The organism is Aquabacterium sp. (assembly GCF_030652515.1).
Taxonomy (GTDB): Bacteria; Pseudomonadota; Gammaproteobacteria; order Burkholderiales; family Burkholderiaceae_C; genus Aquabacterium.
In genome coordinates this window covers 1-13,532 of record NZ_JAUSAR010000113.1, presented here as the reverse complement: position 1 = coordinate 13,532, position 13,532 = coordinate 1, and the positions used below count along the sequence as shown (strand labels likewise).

General features: G+C 62.4%; 10 protein-coding genes. 9 read left to right on the top strand and 1 reads right to left on the bottom strand.

The window, feature by feature from the left end:
• Window positions 1-116 precede the first annotated feature (116 nt).
• The gene (locus Q7V20_RS13415) at window positions 117-1,718 is read left to right on the top strand and encodes a DUF342 domain-containing protein (protein WP_304791877.1); all 1,602 of its coding nucleotides are present in this window, start codon (window positions 117-119) and stop codon (window positions 1,716-1,718) included.
• A 1-nt stretch (window position 1,719) separates the two neighbouring features.
• Here the strand turns inward: Q7V20_RS13415 and Q7V20_RS13410 are convergent, their stop codons facing one another.
• Window positions 1,720-2,460 (bottom strand): fused MFS/spermidine synthase, encoded by a 741-nt coding sequence (locus Q7V20_RS13410; RefSeq protein ID WP_304791874.1) that lies wholly within the window; start codon window positions 2,458-2,460, stop codon window positions 1,720-1,722.
• A gap of 136 nt (window positions 2,461-2,596) precedes the next feature.
• Between Q7V20_RS13410 and urtA the strand changes: the two genes are divergently transcribed.
• The 8 genes from urtA to Q7V20_RS13370 form a co-directional block, all read left to right on the top strand.
• Window positions 2,597-3,874 carry an urea ABC transporter substrate-binding protein gene (gene urtA / locus Q7V20_RS13405; RefSeq protein ID WP_304791871.1) on the top strand — a complete coding sequence of 426 codons (1,278 nt, stop codon included), beginning with the start codon at window positions 2,597-2,599 and terminating at the stop codon, window positions 3,872-3,874.
• Window positions 3,875-4,033: 159 nt separating this feature from the next.
• Entirely contained in the window at window positions 4,034-5,611 is a 1,578-nt protein-coding gene (gene urtB / locus Q7V20_RS13400; RefSeq protein ID WP_370652471.1) for an urea ABC transporter permease subunit UrtB, read from the top strand.
• The gene (gene urtC, locus Q7V20_RS13395) at window positions 5,608-6,750 is read left to right on the top strand and encodes an urea ABC transporter permease subunit UrtC (RefSeq protein WP_370652467.1); all 1,143 of its coding nucleotides are present in this window, start codon (window positions 5,608-5,610) and stop codon (window positions 6,748-6,750) included. The genes urtB and urtC overlap by 4 nt, the downstream gene beginning before the upstream one ends.
• The gene (gene urtD / locus Q7V20_RS13390; RefSeq protein WP_304791869.1) at window positions 6,747-7,646 is read left to right on the top strand and encodes an urea ABC transporter ATP-binding protein UrtD; all 900 of its coding nucleotides are present in this window, start codon (window positions 6,747-6,749) and stop codon (window positions 7,644-7,646) included. The genes urtC and urtD overlap by 4 nt, the downstream gene beginning before the upstream one ends.
• A 6-nt stretch (window positions 7,647-7,652) precedes the next feature.
• Window positions 7,653-8,357 (top strand): urea ABC transporter ATP-binding subunit UrtE, encoded by a 705-nt coding sequence (gene urtE / locus Q7V20_RS13385; RefSeq protein WP_304791865.1) that lies wholly within the window; start codon window positions 7,653-7,655, stop codon window positions 8,355-8,357.
• Window positions 8,358-8,454: 97 nt separating this feature from the next.
• Window positions 8,455-8,802, top strand: a complete 348-nt coding sequence (locus Q7V20_RS13380) for an FKBP-type peptidyl-prolyl cis-trans isomerase (protein ID WP_230182500.1) — start codon at window positions 8,455-8,457, stop codon at window positions 8,800-8,802.
• 6 nt (window positions 8,803-8,808) lie between these two features.
• Window positions 8,809-9,240, top strand: coding sequence for a DUF1841 family protein (locus Q7V20_RS13375; protein WP_304791861.1), 432 nt, complete (start codon window positions 8,809-8,811; stop codon window positions 9,238-9,240).
• A 224-nt stretch (window positions 9,241-9,464) separates the two neighbouring features.
• Window positions 9,465-13,532: Ig-like domain-containing protein (locus Q7V20_RS13370; RefSeq protein WP_304791858.1), on the top strand; the 4,068-nt coding region annotated here is incomplete at its 3' end.

Here is a 13,532-nt window from a genome sequence, read left to right as displayed (position 1 = left end):
CAAGTTGTGATCAATTGGCCGCAGAAAGGTGTTTCCGCTATTGCCAGCTTAAGTGGGCTCGGTACACTGATCCGTACTGAGGCCTGGGACCTTGTCCCGACTGGAAAGGGCTGCAGATGTCGGGTTTTCCCGGTGTTGATCTGATCGAGGCCGACGGGCAGCTTTGGTTGCACCACCGACCGATGCCCAACCGCCCCGCCTTGAGTGTGGATGCGGCAAAGGACTTGATTGCCCAAGCCGGGCATGCCCATTGGTTTTTGCTGGACGACGAACTGCAACAAGCGGTGAGCCGATGCGCCAGCGAAGAGACTTTCAAGGTGTTGGTTGCCGAGCGGCGAGACGCCAGCTTTGAACTTGAAATCGCGCCCGATGCCATGTGTGCCTGGGTGACGGTGACGCCAGCGCGGGGGGGCAGCCTGCTGAATCTGAACGACATGGTGCAGGCCTTCGCTCAGGCAGGTGTGGTGTTTGGCGTTGACGAGGCCGCCTTGCAGCAAGTGTGCGCCTCGCCCGCAGGGGGCCGTGTGGTGGCCGCCCAGGGCAAACCAGCTCGCAATGGCGAAACCGCCCGCTTCGAGATGTTGGTCGATGTCACGCGCGACCGTCGGCCCAAGGTGGGCGAGAACGGTCTGATCGACTTCCGGGAGCTGGGCGACATCCCCGTGGTCGAGGCCGATCAGCCCTTGATGAAAATCATCCCTGAAACCGTGGGCTTCCTGGGCCGCAACATCCGCGCCGAGGTGTTGGAGCCGGTCCGCGGCCAAGCGGTGGCTTTCGCGACCGAACTGCCCGGCGCCAAGGTGGATCCGCAAGACCCCAGGCTGCTGCGCGCCGTGTTCACCGGACAGCCCGTGAGCGTGGGCGATGGTGTCATGGTTGAGAAGGTGGTGTTCTTCAATGGCGCCAGCATGGCTTCGGGCAACATCGCGTTCGATGGCACCGTGCAGATTGAAGGCGATGTCCTCACGGGCATGAAAGTGCAGGCCAGCGGCGACATCATTGTGACGGGCACCGTGGATGGTGGGCACCTGGAGGCGGGGGGCAGCATCCGGGTGGGCGGCGGCATCATTGCCCACGCCAGTGCGCGCGCAGGCGATTCGGTGTCGGCCCGGTTCATTGAAAATTCCAGCGTTGACGCCGGTGTCGGCATTGCGATCGACAGCATGGCGTTGCAAAGCCAGTTGCAAGCCGGCAACCAGATCATCGTGGGCACGCAGTCGCCCCAGCGCGGGCGTCTGGTGGGCGGTTCTGCCCGCGCCATGATGCTCATCCGCACACCCTTGCTGGGCGATTCGGCCAGCACCGTCACCCAGGTGCTGGTGGGCGTTAATCCGGCACTGGAGGCCGAATACCAGGAGGTGTTGGGCTTGATCGCCAAGCAGAATCAGGAAGAGGAAAACCTCAGCAAGCTGGTTCAGCACCTGACCCGGCAGGGCGACAAGACGGGTGTGCTGGACCGGGTGCGCTCCACCTGGGCTCAGGCGCTGCAGGCCCTGGGCTTGTTGCTGGTGCGCAAGGACGATCTGGAAAAGCAGATGGCCTTGTTCGGCAACGCGCGCGTCGAGATTGGCGCGGGGGTGTCGGGTGCGGTCGACCTGGCCTTCGGCAAGACGCAGCGCCGCTTGCGCCGCACTTACGACATCGGCTACTTTTCCATCGACAAAGGCCTGGTCCTGTTCACCACGCCGGATGGGGATGCCTTGGTGGTGGACGGTTGATTCACACAGCCGGATAGCGCTTGATCAAGCCACGCTCAATGCGGCTGGAGCAGGCGCCCAGGGTTTGCTGATGCGCTGCGGACAATGCCGCCCAGCGCTCTTCAAAGGCGACGCGGCAACGGGCGAAAGCAGGGCCCAACCCGGCCAGCACGACGCAGTTGTCGCCATCGTCGGTGGCCACCGACACCGCGTGACCGCCAAAGCACCGCTCGATGCGTTGGGTCAGCTCGCCACAGCGGGGCATTTCGGCATGCAGGTTGACCACCAGCATGCCTTCGTCGCTCAGCGCGGCCTGGCAGGCGTCGTAAAAATGGCGCGAGCACAGGGCCTCGGGCTGGCCTTCGCCCGTGAAACCGTCCACCATCAGCACGTCATAGCGTCGCTGGGTTTGCGCCACAAAAGCCGCCCCATCGGCACAGATCACCCGAAAGCGCTCGTTGTCCGTCGGGATCAGGAACTCATCCCGCAGCGCGATCACATCCGGGTTGATCTCGACGGTGGTGATGTCGGCGCCGGGCAAATGCAGGTGGCAATACTTGGGCACCGACCCGCCGCCCAGGCCAATCATCAGCATGGACGCGGGCTGTGGCTTGAAAAGCAGGAATCCCATCATCGCCCGGGTGTAGTCCAGGATCAGCGCGTTGGGGTCATTGCGCCGCATGCAGCTCTGGATCAAGGGTGAGTCCAGGCTCAGCGACAGGGTCTGCCGGTTTTTGTGGATGGAGGGGGACTGCGGAGGCACGATGGCGTCAGTCTCTCACAAGCCACAAGTACGCCACCGATACGCCATGTGGCGTATTCCTGGAAAACAAGCGGCTGTGCACACTGAGTTCACTGATTTCCCAACCCCCACTTGTTGTCTACCAGGAGCTTCATCCATGAACATTTCTCGTCGCAATGCCACCCAATCGCTGACGGCCGTCGCTTTGGGCGTGGCTGGCCTGCTCGTCGGTTCCCTGGCCCATGCCGCCGACACGATCAAGGTCGGCGTTCTGCATTCGCTGTCGGGCACCATGGCCATCTCGGAAACCGTCCTGAAGGACGTGGCCCTGATGGCCATCGATGAAATCAACGCCAAGGGTGGCCTGCTGGGCAAGAAGCTGGAACCTGTGGTCGTTGACCCGGCCTCCAACTGGCCCCTGTTCGCTGAAAAGGCCAAGCAACTGATCAGCCAGGACAAGGTCGCCGTGACCTTCGGCTGCTGGACTTCGGTGAGCCGCAAGTCGGTGCTGCCGGTGTTCAAGGAACTGAACAGCGTGCTGTTCTACCCCGTTCAGTACGAAGGTGAAGAGCTGGAAAAGAACGTGTTCTACACGGGCGCCGCGCCCAACCAGCAAGCCATCCCGGCCGTCGAATACCTGATGAGCAAGGACGGCGGCAGCGCCAAGCGCTTCGTGCTGCTGGGCACCGACTACGTCTACCCCCGCACCACGAACAAGATCCTGCGCGCCTTCCTGAAGTCCAAGGGCGTGAAGGACGAGGACATCATGGAGGAGTACACCCCCTTCGGTCACTCGGACTACCAGACCATCATCGCCAACATCAAGAAGTTCGCAGCCGCCGGCAAGAAAACCGCCGTGGTCTCGACCATCAATGGCGACTCGAACGTGCCTTTCTACAAGGAACTGGGCAACCAGGGCCTGAAGGCCTCGGACGTGCCGGTCGTGGCTTTCTCGGTGGGTGAAGAAGAATTGCGCGGTGTGGACACCAAGCCCCTGGTTGGTCACCTGGCCGCCTGGAACTACTTCATGTCCATCAAGAACCCGACCAACGCCGAGTTCATCAAGAAGTGGTCCGCCTATGCCAAGGCCAAGAACATCGCTGGCCACAAGGACAAGCCTTTGACCAACGACCCGATGGAAGCCACTTACATCGGCATCAACATGTGGGCCCAGGCCGTGACCAAGGCCAAGAGCACCGACACCGACAAGGTGATCGCCGCCATGGCCGGCCAGACCTTCAAGGCACCCGGTGGCTTCACCTCCACGATGGACGTCAAGAACCACCACTTGCACAAGCCAGTGTTCATCGGCGAGATCAAGGCCGATGGCCAGTTCAAGGTGGTCTGGAAGACACCTGGCCCCGTCAAGGCCCAACCCTGGAGCCCTTACATCGCCGGCAATGACGTGAAGAAGGACGAGCCAGAAGCCAAGTGATGCTTGGCCCCGCCTGGTGCCGTGTGGCCCAGGCGGCTTGATTTATCGAAGCAGAGCGGTTCGCCCCGTTGGGGGGTCACCCAACGGGGCGCTTTTGTTGGCCGCACCTCATTTAAAAAACGACTGGAACAAGCTGTGAAACGATTTGACGCAGCACGCATGCTGGGGCTGGCCATGATGGTCGCCATCGCTTGCCTGACAAACCCGGCCCGCGCACTGACCACCGAGGAAGCTCATGCGGTTTCGGCCGGCGACAACGATGCTCGCATCCAGGCCTTGCAAACGCTCATTCCCAAGAACGACGCGCGCCTGCCCATCCTGGTCCAGGCGCTTTTGAACGACAGTGTCAAGGTGTCGGGTGATAAGGCCTACATCGTTGAAGACGACAAGGTGCTTGATGCGGCCACCGGCCAACCCGCCACCTTGCCGGAAGACGCCGAGGACGTCACCAACAACGGCCGCATGAGCGGTGAGTTGGAGGCCGTGCTGGCCGTGGGCAAGCTCCTGTCGCCCGACGTGGCCGTGCGCGCCGAGGCCATCAAGACCATCGCGCAGAGCGTGGACGAAGCCAAGCTGCCCATGATCGACCAGGCCCTGGCGGCCGAGGCCGATCCCAAGCTCAAGATCCAACTGCAGAACCTGCGCGCCAAGGCCTTGCTGAGTGGCACCGACGCTGCCAAGCGCATCGAAGCTGCGCAAGAGTTGGCCGCCAGCGCCGACCCGGAGACCCAAGCCTTGCTGATGGAGCGGCTGCAAGACGGCGTGGAAACCGATCCGCAAGTCAAGATCGAAGTGAAGAAGTCGCTCGACTCCATCGCCAGCCGCCTGGCCTGGGGTGACCGCGCTGGCGTGCTGTTCACCGGCATCAGCCTGGGCTCCATCCTGCTGCTGGCGGCGCTGGGCCTGGCCATCACCTACGGCCTGATGGGCGTGATCAACATGGCCCATGGCGAGTTGATGATGATCGGCGCCTACGCCACTTATGCGGTGCAGAACCTGTTCCGCGAGTACCTGCCCGGTGCTTTCGACTGGTACATCCTCGCGGCCGTGCCTGCGTCCTTCTTGGCCGCGGCCCTGGTCGGGGCGGTGCTGGAGCGCACGGTGATCCGCTTCCTCTACGGCCGTCCGCTTGAAACGCTGCTGGCCACCTGGGGCATCAGCCTGGTCTTGATGCAAGCTGTGCGCGGCCTGTTTGGTGCGCAGAACGTGCAGGTCGAGAACCCGGCCTGGATGTCTGGCGGCTTCAACGTCCTCAGCAACCTGACCTTGCCTTACAACCGCCTGGCCATCATCGCGTTCGCGGGCCTGGTTCTGTTGGGCATGACCCTGCTGATCGCCAAGACGCGCATGGGCTTGTTTGTGCGCAGCGTGACGCAGAACCGACCCATGGCCGCCTGCGTCGGCGTCAACACCGCCCGGATCGACACCATGGCGTTCTCGCTGGGTGCGGGCATCGCAGGCCTGGCTGGCTGCGCCTTGTCTCAGGTCGGCAATGTGGGCCCTGATCTCGGTCAGAACTACATCGTGGATTCGTTCATGGTCGTGGTGCTGGGCGGTGTGGGTCAGATTGCGGGCACCGTCTATGCCGCCATGGGACTGGGCATTTTCAACAAGTTGCTGGAAGGCTGGACCGGTGCGGTGCTGGCCAAGATCATGGTGCTGATGTTCATCGTCGTCTTCATCCAGAAGCGTCCCCAAGGTTTGTTTGCCATGAAGGGCCGGAGTGCCGAAGCATGAGTGCAGTGTTGAAACCATCCCTCCTTGCCCCGGCCGTGACCGTGCCTCACAGCGCTCTGGGCGCCAAAGGCTGGAGCAGCGTCATGGTGGCCATCATCGTGGTCTGCCTGCTGGTGCCGCTGCTCAACCTGATGGTGCCGGTGGATTCCGCCTTCCACCTGTCGGACTACGCCGTTGGCCTGATCGCCAAGATCATGTGCTACGCCATCTGCGCCTTGGCCATGGACCTGATCTGGGGCTACACCGGCATCCTGTCGCTGGGCCACGGTTTGTTCTTCGCGCTGGGCGGCTATGCCATGGGCATGTACCTGATGCGCCAGATTGGCCGCGATGGCAGCTACAAGAGCGATCTGCCCGACTTCATGGTGTTTCTGGACTGGAAGGAAGTGCCCTGGCACTGGGCCTGGAGCGAGTCCTTCATCGGCCAGATGTTGCTGGTGATCCTGGTGCCCGGTCTTCTGGCCTTCATCTTTGGCTTCTTCGCCTTCCGCTCGCGCATCAAGGGCGTGTACTTCTCGATCATCACCCAGGCCATGACCTACGCGGCCATGCTGCTGTTCTTCCGCAACGAAACCGGCTTTGGTGGCAACAACGGCTTCACCGATTTCAAGCGCATCCTCGACATCCCGCTGGCCCAGCCCTCCACGCGCATGGTGCTGTTCATCCTCACGGGCATGACGCTGATCGGCTTCTACCTGATGGCCCGCTGGCTGGTGAACACCAAGTTCGGCCGCGTGCTGCAAGCCATCCGCGATGCCGAGAATCGCGTCATGTTCTGCGGCTACAACCCATTGGCCTACAAGCTGGCCATCTGGACTTTGTCGGCGGTGATGTGCGGCATCGCCGGTGCCTTGTACGTTCCCCAGGTCGGCATCATCAACCCGGGTGAAATGTCAGCCGCGGCGGGCATTGAGATCGCCATCTGGACCGCAGTGGGTGGGCGTGCCTCGCTGATCGGCCCCATCGTTGGCGCCTTCTTCGTCAATGGTGCCAAGAGCTGGCTGACCGTGGCCTACCCCGAGTTCTGGCTGTACTTCCTGGGCCTGCTGTTCATCCTGGTGACCCTGCTGCTGCCACAAGGCATCGTCGGCGGCCTGAAGAAGTTGTTCAACAAAAATGCACCGGAGACCAAGGCATGACGCCCGATCTGATGGAAGCCGGGGTGCAAGCCCTGAACAAGGCGCATGGCCGGCCTGTGGAGAGTGAGTCCGGCGGCCGCGAGGCCAGCTATGGCCGCGTGCTGGTGCCCGATGAGGTCGATCTGGCCCACGGCTCAATCCTTTACGTGGACGACATCACCGTCAGCTTCGATGGTTTCCGGGCGCTGAACAAACTGTGCCTGAACATCGCGGCGGGTGAGATGCGCTGCATCATCGGGCCCAATGGCGCAGGCAAGACCACGATGATGGACGTGATCACGGGTAAGACCAAGCCGGATTCCGGTTCGGCATTTTTTGGCTCGACCATCGACCTGCTGGCCATGCGTGAAAACGAGATCGCCCGCATCGGCATCGGCCGCAAGTTCCAAAAGCCCACGGTGTTCGAGCAACTCAGCGTGTTCGAGAACCTGGAGCTGGCCCTGAAGGCCGACCGCCGCGCGCGCTCGTCGGTGTTCTTCAAGTTGAACAGCGAACAACTCGACCGCATTGGCGAGATGCTCAAGCTGATCCACCTGCGCGACCAGGCTCAACGCACAGCCGGTTTGCTGTCGCACGGCCAGAAACAATGGCTGGAGATCGGCATGTTGCTGATGCAGGATCCCAAGCTGCTGCTTCTGGACGAACCCGTGGCTGGCATGACCGACGAAGAAACCGAACGCACGGCCGAGCTTTTCCTGTCGCTGGAAGAAGAGGGCTCGCACTCGCTGGTGGTGGTCGAGCATGACATGAAGTTCATCAATGAGCTGACCACGCAAGGCAAGAACGCCGCCAGGAAGAAGGTCACGGTGCTGCACGAAGGTTCGGTGCTGGCCGAGGGCACCTTGGCCGATGTGCAGGCCAATGACAAAGTTGTCGAAGTTTATTTAGGACGGTGACCATTCATGTTGAACGTTGAATCCGTCAATCAGTACTACGGCGGCTCCCATATCCTGCGTGGCTTGGGTTTCGAGGCCAAGCTGGGCGAGGTCACGGTGGTGTTGGGCCGCAATGGCGTCGGCAAAACCACCTTGCTCAAAAGCCTGATGGGCGTCGTTGCCATCAAATCCGGCTCGATCAAGCTGGATGGGCAGTCCATCGACAAGCTGAAACCTTACGAGCGTGTGCGCCTGGGCGTGGGTTATGTGCCCCAAGGCCGTGAGATTTTCGGGCGCCTCACGGTCGAAGAAAACCTGCAGATGGGCCTGGCCAGCAAATCCGGCGGCACGCCTTTGCCCGAGCAATTGTTCGAGTTGTTCCCGGTGCTCAAGCAGATGCTGCACCGGCGCGGCGGCGACCTGTCGGGCGGCCAGCAACAACAATTGGCCATTGCCCGCGCTCTCGCGGCCGGCCCCAAGCTGCTGATCCTGGACGAGCCCACCGAAGGCATCCAGCCCAGCATCATCAAGGACATCGGCCGCGCCATCCGCAAACTGGCCGATGAGGGGCTGAACGGCCAGAAGATGGCCGTGGTGCTGGTGGAGCAGTTCTACGACTTCGCGGCCGAATTGGCTGACCAGTACCTGGTCATGGAGCGCGGCGAGATCATCAAGCGTGGCCGGGGAGCGGACATGGAGGCCGACGGTGTGCGGCAACTGATGTCCATCTGACCTGAACGGAAAGCGCCCATTCCTTGGAAAAGGCGGGGGAGCGCAGTAGACTGGCGCCCCTGTTTGTTTTTCCAATTTAAGCCTGAGGACCCTCGACATGCCCACGACCGCATCCGGCCTGCAATATGAAGACACCGTTGAAGGCGAGGGCGCCGTCGCTCAGGCCGGCACTTACGTTTCCGTGCACTACACCGGTTGGTTGTACGAAGGTGGCGTCAAAGGCGCCAAGTTCGACTCCAGCAAGGATCGCAATGATCCCTTCGAGTTTCCCCTCGGTGCAGGCCATGTGATCCGTGGCTGGGATGAAGGCGTGCAGGGCATGAAGGTGGGCGGCACGCGCACCTTGGTCATCCCGCCCGAGCTGGGCTATGGTGCCCGTGGCGCTGGCGGCGTCATCCCTCCCAATGCAACCTTGCTGTTCGAAGTCGATCTGCTGGCGGTCTGATCGACCATGTTTGCCCCCAGTCAGGACCAGGTTCGGCGTTTTTTCTGCGAGGCCTGGGCCAAGCACGAGGCCGGGCAGGTTCTGACCCCTCTGGAGTTGCAGGCCACCGACTGGGCGGCCCAGCATCCCGAGTACCACGCTGACCTCGCGGATGCCGAGGCGGCGGTCAAGGCGGTGTATGCCGTGGAAGGCGGGCGCACCAACCCCTTCCTGCACCTGTCCATGCACTTGTCGATCACCGAGCAGGTGAGCATCGACCAACCGCCGGGCATCCGCGCGGCCGTGCAGCGGCTGGCGCAACGCCGGGCTTCCTTGCACGATGCTCATCATGAGGTCATGGAAGCCTTGGGGGAGATGGTCTGGAACTCCCAGCGCTCCGGCTTGCCATTTGACGGCCTCGCCTACATCGACCGCGTGCTGACGCTCGCCAGCCGCTGAACTCCCAGTCGTTTTTTTTGTCGGGCCAGGCTGACCCGTCGGCTTTGGTGCGCGCTTCGCGGGATGAAATATGCCAAATAAGTCACGGAAATCACGAGCCTTATTGAATCAAATAGCCTGCTGAAGTGTGACTTCTGCCGCCTATATCGGGGGCTGAAAACAGTTAAGCGCGAGGCACTGAACGGTACACTTGAACTGTTACCAACTGTTCAACTGGGCCTGTCATGCCGATCCTGAGTAAATCCGCCGGTACCGTCATCGCTGTTTGGGGCAAGGCGTTTTATCACCTGCCCAATGGCAAGCTCGTCCCCGTCAAGGTTGGTGACCACATCGAGGGCGGCGAAGCGATCCTGACGAGCCAGGACGGCATCGTCAAAATCACCTCGGATGACGGCCCCACGGTATTGCTGAAGGCCAAGCTGGCCGCCGCCGATACCGACAAGGTCATCACCGGCCTGAACAACGACGAGTTGGATTTCAACACCGCGGCTGGTTTGCAAGGCGGCGGCAGCGGTGGATTGCTGCCGGGCTTGCGCGTTGACCGTGTTTCCGAGTCGGTGACGGCCCAGGAATACCAATACAGCACGGAGCGCGGCGCACCGACAGTGCCGTTTGCATCGGTCGAGCAGCCTTTGTATCCTGCGGCCGAGGTACCACCCGTGGACGCGCCTGTTCCCGTGCTCCGCGTTTTAAGTGACCCCGTGGTTGAAGGTCAGTCTGCGGTGTTTGCCGTGCAACTGAGCGTGGAGTCCAAAGAAGCCATCACGTTCTCGCTGTCCCTGAGGCCAGGCGTAGACCCCGCCACGTCGGCCACTTTGTCGGGCAACGACTGGGATGTGGCAGAGAAGATCGAGTATTTCAACAGCACCACGGGCCAGTGGGAGGCTTATGTGGCGGGCAGTGATCTCACGTTCAAGCCTGGTGATACCGAGGTTCTGGTGCGGGTGGCGACCAAGGATGACAGCATCAAGGAATCGCTTGAATACTTCATCCTGAATGCGCATGTCACCAGTGGCACGGTCCAGAACACCGATGACCTCGGTCAGCCAGACGCCTCCAATGAAATTACCCTGATCGACAACGAAGGGCCTGCATTGACGGCCCAGCTCGATCCGGGCTCTGACAGCGGCACCAAGGGTGATGGCATCACGAACGACGCGACGCCAACCATCAGTGGCACGGGCGACCCCGGCACGGCCATCAAGGTGGTCATTCCTGGCACGGGTGAAGAGCTCACGACGACGGTCAAGGACGATGGCACGTGGAGCGTGACGCCAACCCAGGACGTCCCGGACGGTACCAGTGGGGTGGTGCAAGTCACCGGCACTGACCCGAATGGCAACAGCACCAGCACCACGGTCCCCTTGAGCATCGACACCACGCCCCCGTCGGTGTTGACGGCTCAACTGGATCCCGCCTCGGACAGCGGCACCAAGGGTGATGGCATCACCAACGATGCCACCCCCACGATCACCGGAACTGGCGAGCCTGGCGCACAGATCAAGGTGATCATGCCTGGCACCAATGAAGAATTGACCGCGACGGTGGGCACCGACGGCACCTGGACGGTGACGCCCCAGCAAGACATTCCTCACGGGACAACGGGCCAGGCGCAGGTCACGGAGACCGACACGGCTGGCAATACCGTTGTCACCAACGTTCCTTTGAGCATTGACACGAGCGTACCCAACAACGGTGCCGCACCGACCGTGACGATCACGGAAGACGCCAACAACGATGGTTTCATCAACAAGGCCGAGCTGAACGGCAATGTGGACGTCAAGGTGGCCTTCACGCCAGCGCAAGTGAGCGTGGGCGATGTGGTCAAGGTCACCTCTGGTGGTGTGACCAACGAAGTGAGCATCACGGACCAAGACAAGGCCAACGGCTTTGTGAGCACCACCTTCTCGGCCCCTGCCAATGGCACGACGATGACGGTGAGCTCGCACATCGAGGATGCTGCCGGCAACCGCAGCGCCACCGGCAGCGATGCCGCCAAGCTGGACCTGAGCACGCTGACGGGCCTGAGCGTCAGCCTCACCACCGATGCGAATGACGATGGCTTCATCAACCAGAACGAACTGGCGGGTGCCCAGACGGCAGGTGCGCAGGTCAAATTGCCGGTTGACGCGGTGGCAGGCGATTTGCTGACCATCACCAGCACGGGCAGTGCGCCACAAACCATCACGCTCACCCAGTCGCACATTGACGCGGGCCAGGTGCAAGTGAGCGTGGCCGCTCCGGCCAGTGGCACTGATCTGGTGGTCACGGCCCAAGTGAGCGATGCGGCGGGCAACCAGTCCGCTGTCGTCAGCGACCATGCCGTCATCGCGACCGATGACATCTTGGCGCCCAAGGTCACGATCGGCGAAGACAGCAACAACGACGGCTACATCAACAAGGTCGAACTGAGCGGCAACATCGACGTCTCGGTGGCCCTGCCTGCCACGGCCAAGGCGGGCGACAGCCTGCTGGTCAGCGCCAATGGCACCGCCCAAACCCCGATCGTGCTGACACAGGCCGACATCGACAAGGGCAGCGTGTCCGTGCCCGGCATCACCAACCCTGGCGAAGGCAGCACCTTGACGGTGACGGCCCAAGTCAAGGACGTGGCGGGCAACCTGGGGGCCACCGGCACCGACAGCGCCCTCATCGACACGACACCTCCGTCAGTCCTGACCGCGCAGCTGGACCCAGCCTCCGACAGCGGCACCAAAGGCGATGGCATCACCAGCGATGCCACCCCCACGATCAGCGGCACGGGCGACCCTGGCGCGCAGATCAAGGTGACCATGCCCGGCACGAATGAAGTGCTGACAACCACCGTGTTGCCCAACGGCACCTGGACGGTCACCCCCACGCAAGACATCCCCAACGGCACGACGGGCCAAGCCCAAGTCACCGAGACCGACGCTGCAGGCAACACCACGCAAACCACTGTTCCCCTGAACATCGACACGGGCGTGCCCAACAACGGCGCCGCACCCACCGTGACGATCACGGAAGATGCCAACAACGATGGTTTCATCAACAAGGCCGAGCTGAATGGCGACGTGGACGTCAAGGTGGCGTTCACGCCAGCGCAGGTGAGCGTGGGCGACGTGGTCAAGATCACCTCCGGTGGCGTGACCAAGGACGTGACGATCACGGCGCAAGACAAGGCCAGCGGCTTCGTCACCACGACCTTCACCGCCCCGGCCAACGGCACGACGATGACGGTGACTTCGCACATCGAAGATTCGGCGGGCAATGTCAGCGCCACCGGCAGCGATGCCGCCAAGCTGGACCTCAGCACGCTGAGCGGCCTGAGCATCACCCTCAGCACCGATGCGAACGACGATGGCTTCATCAACCAAGCCGAGTTGGCGGGCGGCAGCCAGGTCACGGCGCAGGTCAAGTTGCCAGCCGATGCGGCCGCAGGCGATGCGCTGAACATCACCGCCACGGGCAACGCGCCGCAAACGATTGTTCTGACGCAAGCGCAGATCGATGCGGGCCAAGTACAAATCAGCCTGACGGCTCCGGCCAGTGGCACCGACCTGGTGGCCACTGCTCAAGTGAGCGATGCGGCGGGCAACCAATCGGCGGTGGTCAGTGACCACGCCATCATTGCCACGGACGACATCTCGGCCCCCAAGGTGACCATCACCACGGACGCCAACAACGACGGCTACATCAACCAAGCCGAGCAAGGCGCCAGCAGCGCCATCGGTGTGCAGATCGATCTGCCCGGCTCAGCCAAGGCGGGCGACAGCTTGCTGGTGAACATCAACGGTGTGAGCCAGGCGCCGATCGTTCTGACACAGTCCGACATCGACAACCACGCTGTGGCCATTCCTGGCGTGACCAACCCAGGCGACGGCAACACCTTGACGGTGACCGCCCAAGTCAAGGATGTGGCGGGCAACCTGGGTGCCACCGGCACTGACAGCGCCAAGATCGACACGACCAGCTACAGCGGCCTGGGCATCGCGATCACCACGGATGGCAACAACGACGGCTACATCAGCAAGGCCGAGTTGACCGACAACACCATCGGCGTGCGGGTCACCCTGCCAGCCGGTGCCGCCGCGGGCGACACCCTGAGCGTGACGGGCTCGGGCAACGTGGCCCAAGTGATCACCTTGACGGCGGGCCAATTGGCCGCCGGCTTCGTGGACCTGAAGGTCAATCCCCCGGCCGACAACACCGACTTCGTGTCCACGGCCAGCATCGTGGACGCGGCTGGCAACAGCGCGGGCCAGGTCAGCGACGCTGCCCGCCTGCAACTGGGCGTGCCTGGCGCTCCGATC

Excerpts from the sequence above, each read along its gene's own strand:
- urtB (WP_370652471.1), top strand. The coding sequence starts at position 4,034 with ATGCTGGGGCTGGCCATGATGGTCGCCATCGCTTGCCTGACAAACCCG.
- Q7V20_RS13375 (WP_304791861.1), top strand. The coding sequence starts at position 8,809 with ATGTTTGCCCCCAGTCAGGACCAGGTTCGGCGTTTTTTCTGCGAGGCC.
- Q7V20_RS13415 (WP_304791877.1), top strand. The coding sequence starts at position 117 with ATGTCGGGTTTTCCCGGTGTTGATCTGATCGAGGCCGACGGGCAGCTT.
- urtA (WP_304791871.1), top strand. The coding sequence starts at position 2,597 with ATGAACATTTCTCGTCGCAATGCCACCCAATCGCTGACGGCCGTCGCT.
- urtC (WP_370652467.1), top strand. The coding sequence starts at position 5,608 with ATGAGTGCAGTGTTGAAACCATCCCTCCTTGCCCCGGCCGTGACCGTG.
- Q7V20_RS13380 (WP_230182500.1), top strand. The coding sequence starts at position 8,455 with ATGCCCACGACCGCATCCGGCCTGCAATATGAAGACACCGTTGAAGGC.
- urtD (WP_304791869.1), top strand. The coding sequence starts at position 6,747 with ATGACGCCCGATCTGATGGAAGCCGGGGTGCAAGCCCTGAACAAGGCG.
- urtE (WP_304791865.1), top strand. The coding sequence starts at position 7,653 with ATGTTGAACGTTGAATCCGTCAATCAGTACTACGGCGGCTCCCATATC.